The following is a 20,589-nucleotide window of genomic DNA, read 5'->3' on the forward strand; positions in this document are numbered from 1 at the left end:
AACTCCCACCATCACCGATGACACAGCCACAGCGAAGCGGGGGTTCTGGCATCCGGTACATAGCTTGATGACACCTCATCTTGGTCAGTGAAGCTGATTAAAAACTTCCGGGTGTTGTTCAGCAATGCGCAAAAGAGCAACCGCTGGGCCTTGTGGCTCCCTGCGTCCTTGCTCCCAATCCTGAAGAGTTCGCACGCTCACTCCCATAAGACCTGCAAACGCTGATTGCGACATATTCAACTTCAGCCTAATCACTTTGGGCGGTGAGGGCTCAGAAAGCTCATGTGTTCGTAGAGCCAATTTGCCCTTCTTGAATTGCTTGATTTCATTGATACCGTCAAGAATCTCTGCTCCAAGGTTCCTGTCACCCATTTTTGATCGCCTCCGCTATCTGCTTGAGCGTATGGCCAGGAATGCTGGCGCGCTCTGATTTACTGTACAGCGTGAGCATCCATATCTCGTGGTCAGACTTCTTCCAGTAGTAAATGGCTCTGATACCACCGCTCTTTCCCGAACCCGCTGGTGCCCATCGAACTTTACGAACGCCACCCGAGCCTTTGATTAGATCCCCGGCATCCGGCTTCTGCAAAAGGTAGGTTTGAAGCCCACGGTATTCCTCGTCCGTGAGGTAGTTCGGCAATAGCTTGGTGAACGTTGAGGTTTCGATGAATAGCATTACCAGAATATACGGCTCTGCCGTATAAATCTCAAGATCGGAGCCGTAAAATGTAACGTAGCTTTCACACCGTACATTGATCGACTGAGAGCTTATCCATCACTTCTTGTCGAATGTTTGAGAGTTCCGGCGTTTTATCTACCAAGTTCCAATGATCTTCAATGCTCCAGTCCTTACAGGAAATCTTTTCACCGAAGTGGGTTTCAACCTCTATTCCGGCGGTATGGTAGCGCAAGAACGGCCGCTCAAGGTCATGCCCAGATTTTGTGAGGCCTAGGCGGCCAAACTTTTGATCTGAGGTTCTGGCAATTCGAGCTACTGGGAAGAATACTAACTCCTCAAAGGGAATTCCTGCCTCGTATAAGGACACCATTGCTGATACCGGAATAGCGTGTTCGCAGACTACTGGGATCTCAGGATTTAGACCCACTTCGCGATAGAGACAGCCGAATTTTCGAGAACCAGCCATACCCATGAAATCATGACACCCTCTCAACCTGCGATTGATTTCGTCTCGCTTTTCTCTGGGCCTGCGAAAAAAAGCAACCTTCTCAATTGTAAAAAGGTTCGCTTTGCAAAGCGCAATCTGCTCTGCAACCACATCCGCAGTTGTGGCGCCATGTTTGTTTCTTATACCAGGGATGGAAATCGTCATTTCATCGAACACCCGCCATAAACGGCCGCAAAAGCCGCTTCATAGTTACAACTGCGAAGTACATCGTGGTTTCACCATATACCCATACAAACACTTACAAACTTGGTGACAGAGCACCAGTAAGGCTAATGCTCACCAAACAAAGACCTTCAAAACGCAAAGGATTGAGAAAACCACCACCAACCCAAGCCATCCACAGAACCTGGTAACTCCGACCGGAAATCGAGCATTCAATTCCGGGAACAGAATTGCCCCAAAGGAGACCGCCGGGACAAACCCGAAAATATGGCCCAAATGAGTAGCCGTTATCCCCAGTTTGGGGGGAACGTACAAATAGATCGCCAGATAAATCACCATGAAAGCTGATGCATAGGCAACCTGCACCTCGTAGACATCCTCACGATTCAAGACCAAGTACAGGACGATCAGTGCCGAGGCTACCGTGATTTCAATCACTCTCTATAAACCAGTAACGTTGTGGTGCTCATGAGAGCACTGTTCCCAGAAAAGCCAAACTTCTCATACAACCCTTGAGCATCAAGGGTTTGCAATACCATTTGAGTGCCCTTGATGGTCGGATGCGCAACCAAACATTCCACAATCCACTGCCCCAGCCCCGCACCCCGAAACTCAGGCTCAACGACAATATCCGCTACCCAGGTAAACGTAGCGCTGTCGGTGACGGCTCGCCCGAAACCAATCTGCCTGGAACCACAGTAAAGACTGAAGCAAATGGAACCAGCAACCATACTGTCCACAATTTCTCTGGGACGGCGGCTCCCCCAATAGGTTGCGGCAAGCAAGCGGTGGACAACATCCAGTTGCACCCGGGATTTGTCGTCGGTGATAAGGTATTCGTTCTTGCGCCACTCCATCGATGGCTACTCCCTGATTCAAAACGCCGAAATGGGGCTTTATCCCTTTCCTGCAGCACCGGCGGAACTACAGTTAGTTGACTGGTTAAGCTGCACTGCCCCCATAGCATGACTTTAGCACCTTGTGACGGTGCCGAAAGACGAACCGGTAAGCTGGCGCGAGAAGGTATGTCAGTAGGGGCACTCTGCATTGGAACTCAACAGTATCGGTAACCAGACAGTTTGCCCCACTACAATCAATGTCCCTACAGTGATGCCACAACTTGTTGGTTAAAGAGTAGGACGTCTCCGCAAAACCCCGTTGACGATCCATGCTCTGGAAAAAGAACGTGTGCCTGTCGATCGGGATGATCCCAAAAAACAGTATCCAGCTCGAAAAAAGCACTCGCCCCGTAGGCCACTCGAAGATCGGTCGGTTAGCCCATTGGGGAGACGCGGTCATGCGTATAAGAGGGCTCAGCTCCGAGTTTACTCCTCTCATGGTGAGAAGCTCGCTGACCTCATCTGGACTGATTTCAAGCTTGCTCGATACTTCGAATTTCACTCTGGTTTTCCGTGGGCGTTAATGCGAAGCTCACCGATGTTTTTTACAGAACGGAGCGGCGTATCAGCCATCCATGTACAGCGAATTTTTACAGCCCATTCGCAGATTCCAGCCTTTCGATTATCGGAATATCACGAAAAGGCTTCTGGAAGTACGGTATCGACTCGAGATTTTTCTTCATGTCGTCAGGCAACTGAAGATACCTTTCCTTGAGCGCCCACGTTTCCTTTCCATACATCAGGGGTTTCACGCTGGAAATCAAATCCTCGACCTCAGCGTAGGCAGTAGATGCCTCTAGCATGCCGATTGTGTGTGCCAAATCAGTCAGGTGGGGCTTTTGGCACTCATTCGCCATCGCCGCACTTCGGGTAATAAGAAAGACTCGCACTTCTTCATACTCGTACTGCCGGAGTAGATCGAAAACGTCTGAATCCGGCATGCCGTTTTCAGCAGCCTTTGAATCACACCTCACGATCGCCGCTTCCAATCGCTCTATATTTGACTCGATATACTGCTGAGAGATAGACGCATCCCCGGCCTGACATGATGCGGAAAGCCAACTTAAACACAGAACAATAGCTGCTTTACCCATTCTCATGGCTGACACCCCGCCTCGACTGCCCGCCAGAATTGAGTCTGTTCGTAGGACAAGCCAGCGCGTAAACGTTGCATCTGGGAGATGGTCACAATTCTCTTTTTGACCATCGGTGAAATGTGGGTCATTGCTTCTGCAAACTGAGCCCAATCCGTGGAGTGGATATTGTACGCAGCCTGTGCGGAGTTGTTGCCGAGGAAAATGGTGGTTAGAACACCTGCCGGCAACATGATTTCCAGCATATTCCCATTGCGCTGCGCATTTCGAATGGCTTCGATAGCTTCCAGATCTTCGGAGTCCAGCCGAAGTCCGGAAATGGTTGGACATTCCATGTGTCCTGCTCTCCTTTCCTTGAGTTCCGTACGACTGCCAAATGTTAACCCAAAGGTTGGCTAGGCTCAAAAGCCATGTTGTTTGCGGTATGCGCGCCCTTGGAATGGGATTAAAGGCTTAATAGCTGGTGACCCTGCCCCCGAGGTTAGGTCGTGATCTAAGGCCACCTAAGAGCGCCCCTATATGTGTTTACTGTGAGTACCTGACAGCCCCACAAGGCTGAGGAGGAAGGCGTTCTCGCTCACGGTTTGGGTTGGCCGCTGGCGCGGCCAAAAAAATGACTATTGCCTATTGAATCCGAGAAGGCTCATATGTGTTAGATTTCAAAGTATCTAGTTGGTTCATTAGGATCGATTACCACGATCCTGTCCCAATCATGTTCAATTCGGACTTGATTGCGAAACATCTCTAGATCGTAGTCGTCAATTCCGAAGCCAACATAGTCTACGAGGGTAAGCCACCACTCTGGGTATCTACTTCTGACTTTGGAGACCTTTCTCAACTTTTCGGCAGCGCAGTAGCGAATATTCTTTTCCATCTCAGCTAAGACCAAACCGCCGGACTCTTCATCGCTACAACCTCCGATCAAAAACATTGTTGAGTGCCGGTTGCTTGCCGGAAAAATGTCGAGTTCAAAATCTCCATTCCGAAAAATAGTCCCTTTTTTTCTGAAGGGGATTCTCAGCAGATGACTGGAGAGCAGTTTTTATCTTTGGGCCAAGAGTTTTCCATGGAGCAACCGGGCGAGCAAAACGGAAAAAAACAAACCAACTTTGCCCAAACAATGGCGGACCGAGGCTTTTGGTAAGGTCATCAATTTTTCTCCAGAGTGGTATCTCTACCTCTTCAAGTCCCCTAAATTTCCCACCATCGAAGTGATTCTGGTTTAGACGTCGAACCTCCACAGCAATAGTGCCGCCCAGTAAGAAATCGGGCGGTACGTTACCGTCTGGTTCATAAGTAATGTCTTTAAAACCGCGGTGACGTAAGTGCCGTTCAACATATCTTTCAGTTGGATCCAAGTCGGCTCCTAGAAAATTAACGCCAGAATAAGCCGCCGTTTGGAGCGCCGGCGCAAAACGGTCGGCTTGATTCACTTGTTAAAAAATCAGGAAAATATGAATTTAAAAATAGCTGCTGTCAGAGCAACTATACTACCCACAGCAATCTTCGCTGCATGTTCTCTCCACCAAGGCGAGATTTCTGGCTCTGTCTTTTCTTTAACAAAGGCTCCCGATTCACGGATTAGTGAATATAGATCGCAGTCTGAAAAATGCTCTTCCGTCGAACTCTCGAATCGCCATTGTAGATCATCTTCTTCAGCCCCTCGCCTGGATAAATTTTCGTGAGCAATTCTCCTGTCTAAGCTATCTGTATAAAAGCTTAAATGAGAGCAGAAAAAGCCGAAGCGCTGGTAAGTCACCTCTGGACAGAAGTTTGAAATAAATGAAACTTGGTCATCAACTTTGAAGACCGAGGTCGCCTGCTCCTCAACCTTTGGCCACAAATCGGACTTGCTCCAATAGTTCAGCAACTGATTATCTTCTTCTGCGTTGAGCGACGTACCTCCAATATCGCCATGAAGGGATATGCTTTGGTAATAACGAGGGCACCTTTTTACAGAGGCATAAGGGCAGCGCGTCGGCAGGGATTTTGCCCCACTAATCTCTTTGTACCAGTCCTTACCAGGCACAACTGTCAATTTCTATTTTCCTTTTTAACAGCGTGTTATACGAACTCGTTCGCAAAACTCCGGGCGTATATCCAGCATTCGTATAATTCCACACACCTACCCGCACATAGTCCAAAAACTCAATATAGTTCATAAACTTAAACCATGCATCCAAAGTTCTGGAATCGGTGTTCTACGAATCAATGCCCGGAATGATCCATCCCATCCCCTTCCATCTTCATCTCCCCATCCAGCGGCGCAACCTTCAGTTCAACCTCCATGGTTTCCGCGCCATCAAAGCTCACCGTCAGCGGCACGCGCTCCCCTTCTTTCAACGGCCCATCCAGTTTTTCCAGCATCATGTGGTAGCTGTGGGGTTTGAGCTCCACGGTTTCACCGGCGGGGATGGTCAGGCCACCTTTCAGAGGGCGCATGCTCATGGTGCCGTCGGTCATGGTGCTTTCGTGAATGGAGACGCTCTTCGCCCTGGGCGTGGTAGCGCTGGTCAGGGTGATGTCGCTGTCGCTGTGGTTGGTGATCACCATGTAGCCAACGCCCATGGGTACACCGGGAGGCGTCGGGCGGCTCCAGGGGTGATTGATGGTTACGGAGTCTGAGGAATGATCGTGGGCGGCGGCCGGGGTGACAATCAGGGTGCTGCAGGCGATCAGGGCGCTGGCGGCCAGTTTTTGGAGTGGGTTCATGTTCCTTGTTACCTCATCAATGGTTGTTTCAATGGAAGTCGTCGTCAGGGCCGTGGCGTTCCGGTTTCAGGAAACGTGTGCCGCCAGAGCGTGAATTCAGTTGCTGGATATTGGTTGGCGCACCGGTTCCATCCAGCTCTACCAGGCCGATACCGGCGTTGTTCCATAACCGTTCGCCAGCATCACGCCCTTCGGGCAGCCTGGGGCTCACTCGCATGCGCCGGCGCTTGGTAAACCAGTTCAGCGGGGACCAGGGCGCGTACAACCAGCGATTGATCCTATCCAGCCACTCCATAAGGGTGTGGGGGAATTCGTTCTTGAGGCCGCTGCTGGTAATTTGCCAGATTCTAGGCCGTTCCGGCCTGTGCCGCAGTCGAACATCGTAGACGAATGAGTAATGTACGTCACCCGAGAGAATCACGAAGGTTTCCGGTGTGCGGGAGTGGCCGAAGATATTGAGCAGAACATTGGCAGCACCCCGGTGGGCCATCCAGTTTTCAGCGTCCACCACCAGGGGTTTGCCGAAGAAGGTGAACACACTCTGGATGGCTTCAATCAGTTTTACACCGAACATGGGCGCAGGCGACACCACAATGACAGCGTCTTCGCCCATCACATCCTGCTGGAATTCGGTCAGCGCTTCCCAGTCCAGCAGGCCGGAAGGCCGCGCCCGATTAAGCTCGCTTCGCCACCGGCGGGTGCGGGTATCCAGCACCACCACTTTAGGTGACGTCTGCAGGGTGTAGTGCCATCGCTGAAACTGCAGCAGATCATCAATCAGTTGGTCCTGCCCGGCGTGATTAAACACGCCATCCTGCTCTGCGGAGGCGGCCAGTTCCTTGATGGCGGGCATGATGTCATCGAAGGCGTCGGTGTTGTTGCCCCAGCCCTGGCACAACAGGTAGGCCACCAGGGCATTGCCAACGATGCGCCGGGAAAACGGGTGTTCATAGGTGGTGGTTTCCCAAAGGGCAGACAGGTTCCAGTCGTCGGTCACGTCGTGATCGTCAAAGATCATGTAGGTAGGCAAGTGTGCCAGCGCCCGGGAAGCTTGTGGCAGGCCAGCGACGAAGTCATCGATGGCGGCCTGCTGGTCCTGAAAAACGGCGGCATCCTTGGAAGCCAGCGCAGGCTGGTCCCGTTCGACCAGTTCCCAGCACACAGGCGACCACACCAAGAGGTACATGGCCATCACTTCGCTGAGGGAAATCAGGTGGTTGTGGGCACTGGCAGTGGTGAACACCGGTTTTCGCACACCGCCGAAGAATCGCTCGATCAGCGCTTCATTGCTACGCACATCCGGGAGCAGCTTTTCCCTATGAAAGTAGGTGTCTGCGTTTTCCCGCAAGGTTTTGCTGTCGCTGACCGAACCGCCGGAGAGCGTTTCCTCATACAAACCCAAACGGTCGATCAGGTGATGTATGGCCCGCAGCATGGGGCCGGCCACGTCGTCCGCGTATATCTGGTCGCCGGTCATCAACAACAATGCTGGCCGCTCTGTGATATCGCCTTCGGCTTCCAGTAACGATTGATCCACTCTCACCAAACCGTCGGCAGCGGCGGAATGGGGCCGCCGGCAGGAACCATGGGCGATCCGGTCCAATCGCTCCCGGATCACGAAGTCAGGCCGCTCGGCGCCCGGCAGGCACAGGTGTGGCGCCCATTCCCGTATCCATCGCTCGTCGCTCCCGACCGAATCCACGGTGTCGTCCGAAACGCCCAGGTCGTAACCGATGCGCGTGTTGGCTGGCAACGGGTCGTTCAATCCAACGTCGATCAGATAGAGGTAGGCGGAGGCGCCGAATCGCACCCTGGTGACGTCCTTCTCCGTCAGTACCCGGTCCATCCATGGCTCATCCGCATCTTGCAGATACAGGCGCAATCTCAGGGCGAGCGCACAGGAGCCGACCAGCCAGAGCGTAAGCCGGTTGAGAGAGGTATGCCGGAGAACAGGCCCGGCCAACACCGGCGACAGGGGCTTTGAAGATCGCTCATTCATTTAATCCTCCTGACACACTTTGCTGTTTTAGTGGTGTCTACCTGACCTATTTCGGGCCCTTGCGTGCTGCGGAAGGCGCGCCTCAACCAACGTCTGGTGACAACAATGCGAGTCGGTGACAATTTTTCCAAGAACCTGCACAAACTGGGTTACTACTCCGGAAACGCGGTGCGCTCCCTGGTTCCTCGAGCCTACTGGCAATGGCAGTGCGACCTGCTGATGTCGGAATACGAGGCGATGACGGGCGAACGCAGAGCGGCGATTGACGCAAGGGTTGCGTACTACAATCGCCTTTCAAACCCGTTCACGCTACCAGCAACCGCCGAACCCGCCGGCGACTTTACCTTCGCCGGCAAAAGCAGCGCCTACTGCTTCGATTTTCGCAATCTGATCCAGTGTTTCCCCCGGAACCGAAAAGTGGACTACCAGTTCGGTGATGTAACCGAAATCCCGAACGAACCCCGTTTCGTGAAAAGCCGCCCGGTACGTCGTGATGCCTCCAACCGTAACTCAGTATTGCTCAAACTCAACTCGGTTCGGCATTACCAGTTTGTAGAGGACCCGACACCTTTCCGCCAAAAGAAGCCCCTGGCGGTGTGGCGCGGCAAGTCCAACCGCCAGCACCGCATCGAATTTGCTACCCGCTTTAATGACCACCCCCTCTGCGATATTGGCTGCACCCAACATAAGGAACCCGCACCCCAGCCCTACCACAAGGACTTCATGAGCATTGAGGAACAGCTGCAGCACCAGTTTGTGGTGAGCGTGGAAGGCATTGATGTGGCGACGAACCTGAAGTGGATCATGGCCTCCAATTCCCTGTGCCTGATGCGCCGGCCCCGCTTTGAAACCTGGTTCATGGAAGGCTCACTGGTGCCCGGTTATCACTATGTAGAACTGGCCGATGACCACTCTGACCTGCCGGAAAAAGTACGCTATTACCAGAATCACCCTGAACAGGCAGAGGCCATCATTGCCAACGCCAACCGGTATGTAGAGAAGTTTTTCGATCAGCAGATGGAACAGACCATTGCACTGCTGGTGATCCAGAAATACCTTCACCTGAGCGGGCAGGAGGTGTACGACCTCCCACGCCTGAAGGCCGGTTGACCGATAGATAGGGAACATCGAGCCCTGGATTTGAGCGCCTAACTCCCCGGCGACACACGCGCCAGTATCGTCGGGTTTTCTGACAACGGCAGTGCCATAACCACTCCCTCGTTCGACGATGGGTATATGCCGGTCAGTGCCGTAATATTTACCTGATGGGATACCAGCACCACTGGCAGGCCTGGCTCCATTTCATTCACAATGGCGATGGTCTGCTGGGTATGCATGTCTGAGTTGCTACGGTTCTGGAAAAACGAGTTCAGCGACATCATCTCCTTCACCGGCCCCACATCCATTCCCCGCGCGGTATCGAGGCAGCGGCACCACTGACTGCTGAAGACCCTGGCCTCCTCAACGCCATGCTCCGCCAAATAGACCTTCCAAGCCAGCGCCTGCTCGCGCCCTTCGGCATTCAGGTTTCGCTGCGTGCTGCAATCGTCGACATCAAAGTTCGCGGGGTCGCCTGTTCCCGGTGCCAGGGCGTGTCGCAACATCAAAACCGCCCGGCCTTCCCGGAGAGCCTCCCAGGCCTCTGATTCATCGGCGTACGCAGTTCCTGCAAAAAGGGAAATCAGCCCCAGCGAAAACACAAGAAGTGCAGTAAGAACACTGTGAGTCTTCATAAGTTTGTGATCCTCCACCCGCAAAGCATGCAACCACGTAATTAATACGCACCCCAAACCTACCAGGCTCACATCATCAAAAGGTAAACTTCACCAAGCACCGAACCAACAAAGGAACCAAACATGCCAATCTGGGTCGACGCCGACGCCTGCCCCGTGCCCATTCGGGAAATCCTCTGCCGCGCCGCCACCCGCTGGCAGGTCGATACCACCTTCATCGCCAACCACGCCATTAACCTGCCCCCGAGCCCTTACATCAAACGCCGGCAGGTACCCCAGGGTTTCGACGTGGCCGACAACGACATCATTGACCAGATGGAGACAGGCGATCTGGTGATCACCCAGGACATCCCCCTGGCTGCCGAAGCCATCGAAAAAGGCGCGGACGTGTTCAACCCGCGCGGCCAGGCTTTCACCAAAGAGAATATTCGCCAGCGCCTGGCCATGCGCAACTTCATGGAAGAAATGCGCAATGCTGGCCAGGTCACCGGTGGCCCGGCGCCCTTCAGCCAGACCGACCGCAAGGAATTCGCCGACAAGCTTGACCGCTGGCTGCAACAGAACGCCAGTAGGTGATAATGATTCCATTTTAAATTCTCGACAAATCCGCTACGCTTGCCGCTTTCTGGCGCAAGCGGAGCGAACCATGACACAGTCTACCCCCCACACCACCAGCAGCTTTGCCGCCCTGGGCCGACTGCTGAAATACGCTCGCGGCTATCGTCGCCAGATCATTGCCGCCACCACTTGCTCCATCATCAACAAGCTGTTCGATATCGCACCGGAGATCCTGATTGGTATCGCCATCGACGTGGTGGTAAACAAGGAAGAAAGCTTTGTGGCGGGCTTGGGCTTTGAGACCGCTCAGGAGCAGATCACCATCCTGGCTGTGCTGACCTTCTTTATCTGGGCCGGAGAATCGATATTCGAGTACCTGTTCCAGATCCTCTGGCGCAACCTGGCCCAGCGCCTGCAGTCCGACCTGCGGCAAGACGCCTACGAGCATGCCCAGAAGCTGGACATGAGCTTCTTTGAAGCCCGCAGCTCCGGGCAACTCGTCGCCACCATGAACGACGACGTCAACCAGTTGGAGCGTTTCCTGGATGGCGGCGCCAACGCCATGATTCAGGTGGTGGTGACGGTCGTTGCCGTGGGCGCTGTGTTTTTCGTGTTGTCACCACTCATTGCCCTGCTGGCGTTTACTCCCATTCCGCTGATTATCTGGGGCGCGTTCTACTTCCAGCGCAAGGCTGGCCCGCTGTACGCCGACGTGCGCGAGAAGGTCGGTGACCTGTCGAGCCGGTTGGCCAACAACCTGGGCGGCATTGCCACCATCAAGAGTTTCACGGCCGAAAACCGGGAAGCGGAGCGGCTGAAAGCGAGCAGTGAAGCCTATGTGGACGCAAACCGCCGGGCCATTCGCATCAGCTCCGCGTTTATTCCGGTGATCCGCATGGCGATCCTGGCGGGTTTCCTGGCCACCTTTACTGTTGGCGGCATGATGGCCCTGGAAGGCTCTCTGAACGTCGGTGCTTACGGCGTGCTGGTGTTCCTGACCCAACGTTTGCTGTGGCCTCTGACCGGCCTTGCGGAAGTAATCGACCTGTTTGAACGGGCCATGGCCAGCACCCGCCGCATCCTGGACCTGCTGGCTGAGCCGGTTCACGTTCGGGATGAATCCGGCAAAACGCTGGAACAGCCGGTGAAGGGCGAAGTCACCTTCGAGGGCGTGAGCTTCCACTACCCGTCCAGCGGTGCGGGTATCGACGACATTTCGGTAGCGGTACCAGCCGGCAACACCCTGGCGCTGGTCGGGGCGACCGGTTCCGGTAAGTCCACACTGATCAAGCTGTTGTTGCGTTTCTACGACCCCACGGGCGGCCAGATCCGCATCGACGGCCAGCTCATCCAGTCCGTCAGCCTGAAGTCCCTGCGGGAGGCCATCGGCCTGGTCAGCCAGGACGTATACCTGTTTGAGGGCAGCATTCGTGACAATCTCGCCTACGGCTCCCCCGGCGCGAGTGACGAACAGATTATCGAAGCGGCCAGGACGGCGGAGGCCTGGTCATTCATCGAGGCACTGCCCGAAGGGCTTGCCACCGCCGTGGGTGAACGAGGAGTTCGGCTTTCCGGTGGCCAGCGCCAGCGCCTTTCACTGGCCCGCGCACTGCTGAAAGACCCGCCCATTCTGGTGCTCGACGAAGCCACGAGTGCCGTGGACAACGAAACCGAGGCGGCCATCCAGCGCTCCCTGAAGCGGATCGGGCACAATCGCACCGTGATCATGATCGCGCATCGGCTGTCCACCATTGTGGATGCCGATACCATTGCCGTGGTAGCCGGCGGGCGCATTCTGGAATCCGGCCGCCATGAGGAACTGCTGGAGAACAACGGCCCCTATTCCGCACAATGGCGCGTACAGACCGGTCAGGCCTGACAGCACGCCATACATTGCCAGGTACACATTGATAGTAATTCGCATTTAGATTATTCTGCAGGCCCTCAGATCCATGGGAGCCTGCATGTCTGCGTTCTTTGAAGTATCCAGCCTGGGCGTGCACATTGGTGACGCTGCCATCCTTGACAACATCAACATCGAGTTTCGTGAAGGCGAGGTCACTGCCCTGCTCGGTCACAATGGCTCCGGCAAGTCCACGTTATTGAAAGTGCTGGCCCGCCAGCTGTCCCCCTCGGCGGGCGATGCAAGCCTGCTGGGCAGCTCGTTCCGGACCACCGGTGCGCGGGAATTCGCCCGCACGGTCGGTTATCTGCCGCAACATCCGCCGGGCACAGACGGCCTGACCGTCCGTGAACTCGTCGCCCTGGGGCGCTATCCCTGGCGCGGGCCACTTGGTCGCTACAACAGCGAAGACCATCGGCTGATCGATCAGGCCATTCACGACACAGGGCTTGGCCACTTCCAGCACCGTTCCGTGGACACACTCTCCGGTGGCGAACGCCAGCGCGCCTGGATTGCCATGCTGCTGGCGCAACAAACTCGCTGCCTGCTGCTGGACGAGCCGATTTCCGCCCTGGACGTCAAACACCAGGTGGAAACCCTGCGCCTGGTGCACCGCCTGGCCGAAGAACGGGAACTGACGGTGATTGTGGTACTGCACGATGTCGACCTGGCTGCCCGCTTCTGCGACCGCCTGGTGGCCCTCAAAGGCGGCCGGTTGATTGCAGATGGCAGCCCACGCGACATCATGGACTCGGGAATCCTGGAATCCATTTACGGCGTACCAATGGGGGTGATGGAGCGGGCGCCGGGCCAGTGGGTCTCGTATGTGCACTGAGCGTGTGGCTAAAACCCTGATTGCCATGGTGTTCATTGGTGCTCTGTCGCTGCCCGCCAGAGCCGGCACCTGGCAGCATGAAGGCGGCACCCTCACCCTGGACGAGCAACCTGAGCGGGTTGTTGCCCTCAATTGGGCCGCCACAGAAGCCTTGCTGTTGCTGGGCGTGACGCCCGTGGGCGTCGCTGACCGCGATGGCTATGACGTGTGGGTGAATGAGCCGCAGCTTCCAGAGGAGGTTGCCAACATCGGCACCCGCGTCGCCCCCAGCCTCGAAGCCATTGCCGAACTCAAACCGGATCTGATTGTTACCAGTGCCGAAATGGCGCCCGCCGCAAAACTGCTGGAGCGTATCGCCCCCACTTACGTTATCAGTGTGTACAAAGAGGGCAGTCAACCCTTCGAGAAAGCCAGTGACATGCTGACCACCCTCGGCGAGATGCTGGGCCGCGAGGCTCGCACCGAATCGATTCTGGCGGATATTGACACCACTCTGGAAACGCAACGCCGCCGGCTGGAAGCGGCGGGACTGACAGACCGGCCGGTTGCACTGATTAATTTCATGGACGCCCGCCACGTGCGTATTTATGCCCCCAACGGCCTTTACCAAAGTGCCCTGAATGCCCTCGGGCTGGAAAACGCCTGGCCCCGGCAAGGCAACTTCTGGGGCTTCTCGGTGGTGGGCCTGGAATCCATAGCCCCTTATGAAGACAGCCGTATTGTGGTGATTGCGCCCACCGCCCCCGGGCTTGCAGACACCCTGGCCGCCAGCCCGTTCTGGACGTACCTGCCAGCGGTCAACCGCCATCAGGTTTACGAGATCGACGCCATCTGGCCGTTTGGCGGGGTTTTTCCGGTGAAACGGCTGGCCACCATGCTGACAGACAGCCTGCTGGCCGGGGGCGCTGACAATGTACGCTAGCACCTCCGGCATGCCTGCCTCCCGGCCGGTTATGCCCGCCAGGCTGCCCATCGCCGCCACACTCCTCTGGCTGGGCGCGTTACTTGCCAGCGCCGCTCCCTGGCTCAACCAGTTGGATGCCGGTGCTGTGGTGTCAGCGTTCTGGGCCTTCAATCCGGACGACTATTCATCGGTTCTGGCTCACTTCAGTTGGGCGCCACGTGTATCCATCGCCATTCTGATTGGCTGCGGCCTGGGTCTGGCCGGGGCGGTTACCCAACAGGTGCTGGGCAACCCACTGGCTTCGCCCACCACCCTCGGTGTGGAAGCGGGTGGCCAATTCGGGGTGACCGTTGCCACGCTGTTCGCGCCCGGTTTACTGGCCTTCAGCCCGGATCTGGTGGCCATTGCAGGTGGCCTCATCGCCATCGGCATGGTCATCGCCCTGACGTGGCGGCTTGGTTTTTCACCCGTGACAGTGATCCTTGCCGGCCTTGTCATCACCTTCTTCCTGGGCGCCCTCAACATGGCGTTTCTGCTGCTCAAAGGTGAGTGGCTGGGCAATCTTTTCATCTGGGGCGCCGGCTCCCTGGTACAGAACAATTGGGGGCCGTTCATGGAGCTGTGGCCCCGCGTGCTGGTCATCTCGGTGCTGATATTGCTGCTGATGCGCCCGTTGCAGGTGCTGCAACTGGGGCAGTCGTCCGCCAGTTCACTGGGTGCCAGGGTCGGGCTTATTCGGGCACTGGCTCTGTTCCTGGTGGTACTGATGACGGCAACGGTTGTCAGCCGGGTGGGCGTCGTGGCCTTTGTGGGGCTGGCAGCGCCGGTACTGGCACGCCTGCTGGGCGCGCGTACATTAGCCAGTCGCATCCTGTGGAGCACGCTCATGGGCGGTGGGCTATTGCTGCTGGCGGATACCCTGGCTCATTGGGCATCTACCTGGGGTGATGGCTCCCTGGTGCCGACGGGAACCACCACGGCCCTCATTGGCGGCCCCATCATCCTGCTGGCGTTACAGGGTTTCAGAAACACCCATCACATGCCCGGGCAGGAATCCAACCTTGCGGGCTTCCAGCCCAGGCGGCGCGCGCCGTTGCTGGTCAGTGGTATCGTGACCGGACTGATCGCACTGACCGTTGTCGTTTCCATGGGTTGGTCCCCAGGCCTGGATGGCTGGAACTGGACACCTGTCACCCAATGGGACAATGCCTGGGTGTGGCGCGGCCCGCGCCTGTTGGCCGCCATGCTGGCAGGGGTCGCATTGGGTCTCGCCGGCACGCTGATTCAGCGGATGACAGGTAATCCAATGGGGAGCCCGGAGATGTTGGGTATCAGCGGCGGCGCCGCGCTGGCCATGGTTCTTATCGTGCTCACCGGCGCGGATGTAGGCCGGGCCGGGCAGCTTGGCGCTGCGACGCTCGGCGCGGCCGGCGCACTCGGGTTATTGATTCTCCTGGCCCGAAAACATCGATTCGCCGGTAACCAACTGCTGCTGGGCGGCCTGGCCCTGTATGTATTCATGGATGCGGGGCTGAGATTGGTCATGGCCTCCGGCGGCACCGTCGCGTCACAACTGCTGAACTGGATGTACGGTTCCACCTGGCTGGTTTCCGAAACCGAAGCGTTTGGGCTGCTGGGATTCATCCTTCTTATCTGCGGCGTTTTGGCGCTGATCGTAAGACCCCTGACGCTCTTGCCTCTGGGAGATACTTCGGCATCGTCCCTCGGGCTTCCTGTCACTAAAGCCCGCCTGCTATTGCTGCTGCTTGCCGCGGTACTGACTGCATCGGCTACGGTGGTGATTGGCCCTCTGAGTTTCGTAGGGCTCATTGCACCGCACCTGGCACGGGTACTGGGGCAGCAAACCGTTGGCAGGCAATTGATCGTGGCCGGGTTGGTGGGTGGCCTTCTGTTGGCCCTGGCGGACTACCTGTCACGCATTGTGGTCTTCCCCAACCAGTTACCGGCGGGCTTGCTGGCTGCGCTGGTTGGTGGCGTCTACTTCTTGTGGGGGCTAAGCCGGCACGGTAAAGCGTGACCGACGGGACGTGTCACCAGAGCACCAGGAGGCTGGCTATGATCAGAACAAACACACCGGCGCCGGCGGCCAGTTTCAGCCCTTCAATCGCTTCCTCTTCCGGGGTCATTGTACGTCTCCTTGTGTCCATGGGTATGGATGGTTCCCGTTGATATTGAAGTAACAGTACATGATACTCGCCCAAATGTTAATAGTTATCATTATCGTTCTGGTAACGTCATGGTCGTAATGTTATCGCCTGATACTGCCGGCCATTCCGTTCGTATCAAATGCTAGACTTTATCGATGCAGGAATAACCTGGCGGAGGGAGATCATTCTATGAACCGACTCGGCAACATCGCGACTCTACTGGCGTTGGCTGGGCTGGCAGCGGCCGGGCCAGCCTTCGGGCAAACGTTCAGCTCAGACAAAGCCGAATTTCATCTGGATACGGTCGCGGAAGGCCTGGAACATCCCTGGAGCCTCGCCTTTCTCCCCGATGGTTCACAGTTGGTGACCGAGCGCGAAGGCCGGCTACGCCGAATCGAGAATGGTGAATTGCAGGACAAGCCAATTGCCGGTGTTCCCAAGCTGGTGGTCTCCGGCCAGGGTGGCCTGCTGGATGTGATCCTGCATCCGGACTTCGAAAACAATCGCACTCTGTTCCTGAGTTACGCCCATAAGATCAGCCGCGACGGGCTGACGACCAGAGTGGCTCGTGCAACGTTGGACGGCGACCGGCTGTCAGAGGTTGAAGTGATTTTCGAGGCCCTCCCCCGAGGCAACACCAGCCGTCATTTCGCGGGCCGCATGGAGTTTGATCGCGATGGCAATCTGTACGTCGCGGTGGGCGACCGGGGTGAAATGGATCGTGCCCAGGCCACCGATGACGATGCCGGCGGCGTTCACCGCCTGACCGTTGACGGCGCCCCCGCGCCGGGCAATCCGTTTGTCGACGACCCGTCAGTGAATGACACCTTCTTCACCTACGGCAACCGCAACATTCAGGGCATGACCATTCACCCGCAAACAGGCGACATCTGGAGCCATGAGCACGGCCCCAGGGGTGGCGACGAGATCAACATCATCCGTGCGGGTAACAACTACGGCTGGCCAGACGTCACCTATGGCATCGACTACTCCGGGGTGCCCATCACCAGCAAAACCACCATGGAGGGTGTGACCGACCCGCTGCACTATTGGGACCCGTCCATTGCCCCCTCGGGCATGGCATTCTATACCGGTGACGAATTCCCGGAGTGGCGGGGAGATCTGTTTGTGGGTGCCCTGAAAATGCAGAAGCTGGTGCGCCTGAGCATTGAGAACGGCACGGTCAGGGAAGAAGAAGATCTTCTGGAAGACCTGGGCGAACGCATCCGTGATGTGCGAATGGGGCCCGACGGTGCATTGTGGCTGTTGACGGACGCGGACAACGGCAAGGTCTACCGGATAGTTCCAGCAGAATAGTTCGACGAGGAAACCAGCGATGCGTCAGTGAGGATCGTTGGTTCTCTCGGTTTTCTCAAACTGCGGGGTATCGTCGGTGATGGTGAACCAGTCCGACTTGGAGCCCACATAAACGTGTGATGCCGGCCGCTTTTCCAGGGGCTCATTGATCACGCCCACCCGCAGGCGCAGTATACCGGGGATGGCATCCACGCGGCTGTATAACTGGCTACCGCACCTGGGGCAGAACCCACGGTACTTTCCCGGCCGGGATTCGTATTCACGGATCAGGTCCTCACCCGCTGTAAAACGGGTACGGATTTTCTGGATCGGCGAACTGGCGGAAAATGCACTGCCGTGAGCCCGGCGGCACTGGCTACAGTGGCACAGGGCAATCGGCCCCAGAGGGCCGTCGTATTCAAGTTTTATATCGCCGCACAGGCATTGCCCTGTCAGCATAACGTGACCTCAACCATGGTTTCGCTTGCGGGTTCCGAAGGCCGGTATGATAACCACCCGCCACTTGAAGAACCAGCGGGCGGGCACCACATATAAGTCACAGCGTTCACGAAGGAGGACACTATGGCATTCAGCACACTTCCGAACATCGGTATGGGTACATTCCGCCTGAAGGGCAACGATGCAAGAGACGCCGTGAAGAGTGCCCTTTCCCTTGGCTACCGGCATATCGATACCGCCCAGATGTACGGGAATGAGGCTGAAGTAGGCGATGGCATTACCTCAAGCGGTATTCCACGACGGGAGATTTTCCTGACCACAAAAGTGTGGCACGACCAGCTCCAGCACAGCGACGTGATCAACAGTCTGCACGACAGCCTGTCGCGACTGAAGACCGACCATGTCGACCTCACACTGATTCATTGGCCATCGCCGGGCGACGCCATCCCCATGGAGGAATACCTGGGTGCACTGCGCGACGCGCAACGCGAAGGGCTAACCACCCACATCGGGCTGTCCAACTTCACCTGCGCGCAAATGGACAAGGCCAAGGAAATACTGGGTGACACGGCGATTTTCACCAACCAGGTGGAAGTGCATCCGTTCCTGGCCAACCGCAAGGTGGTGGAGCATGCCCAGAAGCTGGGCATTACCGTAACCGGTTACATGCCGCTGGCGGTGGGCAAGGTAATGGACGATGAAACCCTGGCGCGCATTGGCCGCGAACACAATGCGTCTGCTGCGCAGATTGCCATTGCCTGGGTGGCCTCCCGAGGGGTGGTACCGATTCCGTCGTCAACCCGGCCCAAGCACCAGAAGTCCAACCTCGACGCGCTGAACATCACGCTCAGCGAGGATGAAATTGCGAAAATTGACGGCCTGGACCGTGGTGATCGGATCGCTAATCCGGATTTCGCGCCTGCCTGGGACTGACGAAGCAGGCCATCGCCGCCAACACCAGCGTGGTACCCGGAATGACCGCCAGCACCCAGGTGCCTAATGTCCAAAGGGTCGCCACGCTGAACAGTGACCATATCAGTGGTAATAATAGAAACAGCCACCGCACCCGGCGGGGAAACAGCAGCATGCAGAGCACCGCGCCCAACGCCGTGACGTCCGGCGTAACGGCGAACAGCGCTGCGGCCTGACCATTGCCGGTTTGAGCGACTGCGAGGAGAGGCGACAGCCCCATCAACGCGATCCAGCCGGTGCCCATCAGCCAGCGAGACCATATCGGCCGGTTCGTTGCCGCATTCCAGGGCCAGAACAGCCCCGCCACCGTCAGTAAGGCACCCTGCAAGACAAAGGCCCAGCCGAACCAGATTGCCGGCAGATTGATCGGCCCATAGTAATGCATCAGGAAGCCGGCCCCGCTCCATAGCCACGCCGCGGCCACCAGCAGCAGTGCACTGCGCCTCGCCATCGCGTCCCCACGTACCAGTAAGGCGCCAATCGCGATCACCATCACCACCGCAACACCCTGCCATGGCCAGATATCCTGGTTGATGCGAACAAAGAGCCGAAGAAACACCTCTGGCCCGAACATCAGGAAATCCGACAGGGAATAGCTGAGCCAAGTGGTCTCCATCACAGCCCTGCGACATAGGCCGCCATTCGGCGCCGTTGTTTCTCATCCGGCAAAGCACCGTATAGGGCGCCCATGTTCTCCTTCATATGCTCAACGCTGGTGGTGGCCGGAATGGCACAGGTAACCGCCGGGTGGGAAAGGATGTACTTCAGGAAAAACTCCGCCCAGTTGCGGCAGCCCACCTCATCGGCCCAGGGCGGCAGTGCTTCGGACTGGAAGCGCCGGAACAGTCGCCCGCCCTGGAAGGGCCGGTTCGCAATCACGGCGATCCCGCGTTCCCTCGCCAAAGGCAGCAGTCGGTCTTCCGCCTCCCTGTCCAGCACGTTGTAGGTCAGCTGCACAAAGTCCAGCGGTTCCGTCTCCATGATGCGGGCAAAGTCTCCGTGCCTGCGGCCATGGGAGGTGGTAATGCCGATATAGCGCACGTCACCATCGGCTTTCATTTGCTGTAAGGTTGCCAGATGTTGCTGCCAGGCCACCAGGTTGTGTACCTGCTGCAGGTCAAAACGCTCTGTACCCCACTTTCTGCGGGATTCCCGGTCCTGTTGTCGGGTTGCATCGCCGTCTCCGGTCCAGATCTTGGTGGCGGAAAACAGTTTTTCACGGGCATTGAGGGTGTCCAGTGCCTCACCCATCACCTCTGCCGCCGAGCCGTACATGGGTGAGCAGTCCACCAGGGTGCCACCGAGATCGAAAAAGGTTTTCAGTACCTCGGTACGCTGATCAATCAGGTACTGGTCACCGCCGACATTGAAGGTACGCCAGGTGCCCATGCCAACGGCAGGCAACCGTTCGCCGGAGGAAGGAATGGGATTCATCATCACATCCCCCTTCGGAGCAGCCATCAGCGCAGGCATTCGACATGAAAGACCTGCCGCGGCCATGGCAGCCAGAAATCGCCGTCGAGTCAGTTCGTGCGCCATACTCACTCCATTTTCTGTTTCCATCATACTAATCAAGAGGTTGTACAAATGCTAACCAGTTGATTAGCATGGGCGCTTACATCCGTTAACAAAAACGCAATATAAACAACGCCCCTACTGGCATTTTTTAACGTCATGTAGAGCCTTTCCACATAGTACACGCTTAGAA

Annotated in this window: 23 protein-coding genes; 8 read left to right on the forward strand and 15 right to left on the reverse strand. The window is 56.7% G+C overall.

The genetic code is table 11. The features are described from left to right. Positions 1 to 84: 84 nt before the first annotated feature. The 11 genes from B3M52_RS12330 to B3M52_RS12380 all read right to left on the reverse strand — a co-directional run bounded on the left by B3M52_RS12330 (position 85) and on the right by B3M52_RS12380 (position 8,053). Positions 85 to 372, reverse strand: coding sequence for a helix-turn-helix domain-containing protein (locus tag B3M52_RS12330; RefSeq protein ID WP_012137897.1), 288 nt, complete (start codon positions 370 to 372; stop codon positions 85 to 87). Beyond that, positions 365 to 676, reverse strand: coding sequence for a type II toxin-antitoxin system RelE/ParE family toxin (locus tag B3M52_RS12335; protein ID WP_012137896.1), 312 nt, complete (start codon positions 674 to 676; stop codon positions 365 to 367). Before B3M52_RS12335 ends, B3M52_RS12330 begins: the two co-directional genes overlap by 8 nt. Positions 677 to 740: 64 nt before the next feature. Beyond that, complete coding sequence (locus tag B3M52_RS12340) at positions 741 to 1,331, reverse strand: hypothetical protein (RefSeq protein WP_075195943.1); 591 nt, start codon at positions 1,329 to 1,331, stop codon at positions 741 to 743. A 132-nt stretch (positions 1,332 to 1,463) separates the two neighbouring features. Beyond that, positions 1,464 to 1,787 (reverse strand): hypothetical protein, encoded by a 324-nt coding sequence (locus tag B3M52_RS12345; protein ID WP_085681446.1) that lies wholly within the window; start codon positions 1,785 to 1,787, stop codon positions 1,464 to 1,466. Beyond that, complete coding sequence (locus tag B3M52_RS12350; RefSeq protein WP_151981555.1) at positions 1,784 to 2,206, reverse strand: GNAT family N-acetyltransferase; 423 nt, start codon at positions 2,204 to 2,206, stop codon at positions 1,784 to 1,786. The genes B3M52_RS12345 and B3M52_RS12350 overlap by 4 nt, the downstream gene beginning before the upstream one ends. Before the next feature lie 632 nt (positions 2,207 to 2,838). Further along, complete coding sequence (locus tag B3M52_RS12355) at positions 2,839 to 3,348, reverse strand: hypothetical protein (protein WP_286749635.1); 510 nt, start codon at positions 3,346 to 3,348, stop codon at positions 2,839 to 2,841. Next, positions 3,345 to 3,677, reverse strand: a complete 333-nt coding sequence (locus tag B3M52_RS12360; protein WP_151981559.1) for a hypothetical protein — start codon at positions 3,675 to 3,677, stop codon at positions 3,345 to 3,347. Before B3M52_RS12360 ends, B3M52_RS12355 begins: the two co-directional genes overlap by 4 nt. Before the next feature lie 633 nt (positions 3,678 to 4,310). Beyond that, a complete protein-coding gene (locus B3M52_RS12365) occupies positions 4,311 to 4,700 on the reverse strand; it encodes a hypothetical protein (protein ID WP_127400808.1) in 390 nt (129 codons plus the stop codon). An 86-nt stretch (positions 4,701 to 4,786) separates the two neighbouring features. Further along, positions 4,787 to 5,380: a hypothetical protein gene (locus B3M52_RS12370; protein WP_075195950.1), complete on the reverse strand. Its 594-nt coding sequence runs from the start codon at positions 5,378 to 5,380 to the stop codon at positions 4,787 to 4,789. A gap of 170 nt (positions 5,381 to 5,550) precedes the next feature. Next, entirely contained in the window at positions 5,551 to 6,054 is a 504-nt protein-coding gene (locus tag B3M52_RS12375; protein ID WP_286749637.1) for a copper chaperone PCu(A)C, read from the reverse strand. Between the two features lie 28 nt (positions 6,055 to 6,082). Beyond that, entirely contained in the window at positions 6,083 to 8,053 is a 1,971-nt protein-coding gene (locus tag B3M52_RS12380) for an alkaline phosphatase family protein (protein WP_151981565.1), read from the reverse strand. Positions 8,054 to 8,158: 105 nt separating this feature from the next. Between B3M52_RS12380 and B3M52_RS12385 the strand changes: the two genes are divergently transcribed. Then, complete coding sequence (locus tag B3M52_RS12385; RefSeq protein ID WP_041336153.1) at positions 8,159 to 9,163, forward strand: glycosyl transferase family 90; 1,005 nt, start codon at positions 8,159 to 8,161, stop codon at positions 9,161 to 9,163. 38 nt (positions 9,164 to 9,201) lie between these two features. Here B3M52_RS12385 and B3M52_RS12390 read toward each other — a convergent pair whose 3' ends face one another. Then, positions 9,202 to 9,786, reverse strand: a complete 585-nt coding sequence (locus tag B3M52_RS12390) for a histidine phosphatase family protein (RefSeq protein WP_091641784.1) — start codon at positions 9,784 to 9,786, stop codon at positions 9,202 to 9,204. A gap of 123 nt (positions 9,787 to 9,909) precedes the next feature. Between B3M52_RS12390 and B3M52_RS12395 the strand changes: the two genes are divergently transcribed. From B3M52_RS12395 to B3M52_RS12420, 6 genes are all read left to right on the forward strand, one after another. Next, entirely contained in the window at positions 9,910 to 10,362 is a 453-nt protein-coding gene (locus B3M52_RS12395) for a YaiI/YqxD family protein (protein WP_041336161.1), read from the forward strand. Between the two features lie 70 nt (positions 10,363 to 10,432). Continuing rightward, the gene (locus B3M52_RS12400) at positions 10,433 to 12,223 is read left to right on the forward strand and encodes an ABC transporter ATP-binding protein (protein WP_151981568.1); all 1,791 of its coding nucleotides are present in this window, start codon (positions 10,433 to 10,435) and stop codon (positions 12,221 to 12,223) included. Positions 12,224 to 12,308: 85 nt separating this feature from the next. Next, on the forward strand, positions 12,309 to 13,082 hold the full coding sequence (locus B3M52_RS12405; protein WP_151981570.1) for an ABC transporter ATP-binding protein: 774 nt from the start codon (positions 12,309 to 12,311) through the stop codon (positions 13,080 to 13,082). Next, entirely contained in the window at positions 13,072 to 14,004 is a 933-nt protein-coding gene (locus B3M52_RS12410) for an iron-siderophore ABC transporter substrate-binding protein (protein WP_151981572.1), read from the forward strand. Before B3M52_RS12405 ends, B3M52_RS12410 begins: the two co-directional genes overlap by 11 nt. Then, on the forward strand, positions 13,994 to 16,024 hold the full coding sequence (gene fhuB / locus B3M52_RS12415) for a Fe(3+)-hydroxamate ABC transporter permease FhuB (protein ID WP_151981574.1): 2,031 nt from the start codon (positions 13,994 to 13,996) through the stop codon (positions 16,022 to 16,024). Before B3M52_RS12410 ends, fhuB begins: the two co-directional genes overlap by 11 nt. 319 nt (positions 16,025 to 16,343) lie before the next feature. Continuing rightward, positions 16,344 to 17,471 (forward strand): PQQ-dependent sugar dehydrogenase, encoded by a 1,128-nt coding sequence (locus B3M52_RS12420; RefSeq protein WP_151981576.1) that lies wholly within the window; start codon positions 16,344 to 16,346, stop codon positions 17,469 to 17,471. A 24-nt stretch (positions 17,472 to 17,495) separates the two neighbouring features. Here B3M52_RS12420 and B3M52_RS12425 read toward each other — a convergent pair whose 3' ends face one another. Beyond that, entirely contained in the window at positions 17,496 to 17,909 is a 414-nt protein-coding gene (locus B3M52_RS12425; protein ID WP_126810470.1) for a GFA family protein, read from the reverse strand. Between the two features lie 123 nt (positions 17,910 to 18,032). Here B3M52_RS12425 and dkgB point away from each other — a divergent pair, with 123 nt between their 5' ends. Continuing rightward, a complete protein-coding gene (dkgB, locus tag B3M52_RS12430) occupies positions 18,033 to 18,842 on the forward strand; it encodes a 2,5-didehydrogluconate reductase DkgB (protein ID WP_286749640.1) in 810 nt (269 codons plus the stop codon). On the opposite strand, the gene B3M52_RS12435 is transcribed toward dkgB, so the two are convergent. Both B3M52_RS12435 and B3M52_RS12440 read right to left on the reverse strand, forming a co-directional pair. Next, the gene (locus B3M52_RS12435; protein WP_151981580.1) at positions 18,811 to 19,497 is read right to left on the reverse strand and encodes a DUF6064 family protein; all 687 of its coding nucleotides are present in this window, start codon (positions 19,495 to 19,497) and stop codon (positions 18,811 to 18,813) included. The two genes, dkgB and B3M52_RS12435, sit on opposite strands and share 32 nt — an antisense overlap. Next, a complete protein-coding gene (locus tag B3M52_RS12440; RefSeq protein WP_286749641.1) occupies positions 19,497 to 20,420 on the reverse strand; it encodes an aldo/keto reductase in 924 nt (307 codons plus the stop codon). Before B3M52_RS12440 ends, B3M52_RS12435 begins: the two co-directional genes overlap by 1 nt. Positions 20,421 to 20,589 lie beyond the last annotated feature (169 nt).

Origin of the sequence: Marinobacter sp. UBA2688, from assembly GCF_002352785.1 — a bacterium.
Lineage (GTDB): Bacteria > Pseudomonadota > Gammaproteobacteria > Pseudomonadales > Oleiphilaceae > Marinobacter > Marinobacter salarius.

Excerpts from the sequence above, each read along its gene's own strand:
- B3M52_RS12335 (WP_012137896.1), bottom strand. The coding sequence starts at position 676 with ATGCTATTCATCGAAACCTCAACGTTCACCAAGCTATTGCCGAACTAC.
- B3M52_RS12330 (WP_012137897.1), bottom strand. The coding sequence starts at position 372 with ATGGGTGACAGGAACCTTGGAGCAGAGATTCTTGACGGTATCAATGAA.
- B3M52_RS12375 (WP_286749637.1), bottom strand. The coding sequence starts at position 6,054 with ATGAACCCACTCCAAAAACTGGCCGCCAGCGCCCTGATCGCCTGCAGC.
- B3M52_RS12360 (WP_151981559.1), bottom strand. The coding sequence starts at position 3,677 with ATGGAATGTCCAACCATTTCCGGACTTCGGCTGGACTCCGAAGATCTG.
- B3M52_RS12440 (WP_286749641.1), bottom strand. The coding sequence starts at position 20,420 with ATGGCGCACGAACTGACTCGACGGCGATTTCTGGCTGCCATGGCCGCG.
- B3M52_RS12395 (WP_041336161.1), top strand. The coding sequence starts at position 9,910 with ATGCCAATCTGGGTCGACGCCGACGCCTGCCCCGTGCCCATTCGGGAA.
- B3M52_RS12340 (WP_075195943.1), bottom strand. The coding sequence starts at position 1,331 with ATGACGATTTCCATCCCTGGTATAAGAAACAAACATGGCGCCACAACT.
- B3M52_RS12425 (WP_126810470.1), bottom strand. The coding sequence starts at position 17,909 with ATGCTGACAGGGCAATGCCTGTGCGGCGATATAAAACTTGAATACGAC.
- fhuB (WP_151981574.1), top strand. The coding sequence starts at position 13,994 with ATGTACGCTAGCACCTCCGGCATGCCTGCCTCCCGGCCGGTTATGCCC.
- B3M52_RS12420 (WP_151981576.1), top strand. The coding sequence starts at position 16,344 with ATGAACCGACTCGGCAACATCGCGACTCTACTGGCGTTGGCTGGGCTG.
- dkgB (WP_286749640.1), top strand. The coding sequence starts at position 18,033 with ATGGCATTCAGCACACTTCCGAACATCGGTATGGGTACATTCCGCCTG.
- B3M52_RS12385 (WP_041336153.1), top strand. The coding sequence starts at position 8,159 with ATGCGAGTCGGTGACAATTTTTCCAAGAACCTGCACAAACTGGGTTAC.
- B3M52_RS12380 (WP_151981565.1), bottom strand. The coding sequence starts at position 8,053 with ATGAATGAGCGATCTTCAAAGCCCCTGTCGCCGGTGTTGGCCGGGCCT.
- B3M52_RS12355 (WP_286749635.1), bottom strand. The coding sequence starts at position 3,348 with ATGAGAATGGGTAAAGCAGCTATTGTTCTGTGTTTAAGTTGGCTTTCC.
- B3M52_RS12400 (WP_151981568.1), top strand. The coding sequence starts at position 10,433 with ATGACACAGTCTACCCCCCACACCACCAGCAGCTTTGCCGCCCTGGGC.
- B3M52_RS12435 (WP_151981580.1), bottom strand. The coding sequence starts at position 19,497 with ATGGAGACCACTTGGCTCAGCTATTCCCTGTCGGATTTCCTGATGTTC.
- B3M52_RS12405 (WP_151981570.1), top strand. The coding sequence starts at position 12,309 with ATGTCTGCGTTCTTTGAAGTATCCAGCCTGGGCGTGCACATTGGTGAC.
- B3M52_RS12390 (WP_091641784.1), bottom strand. The coding sequence starts at position 9,786 with ATGAAGACTCACAGTGTTCTTACTGCACTTCTTGTGTTTTCGCTGGGG.
- B3M52_RS12350 (WP_151981555.1), bottom strand. The coding sequence starts at position 2,206 with ATGGAGTGGCGCAAGAACGAATACCTTATCACCGACGACAAATCCCGG.
- B3M52_RS12410 (WP_151981572.1), top strand. The coding sequence starts at position 13,072 with ATGTGCACTGAGCGTGTGGCTAAAACCCTGATTGCCATGGTGTTCATT.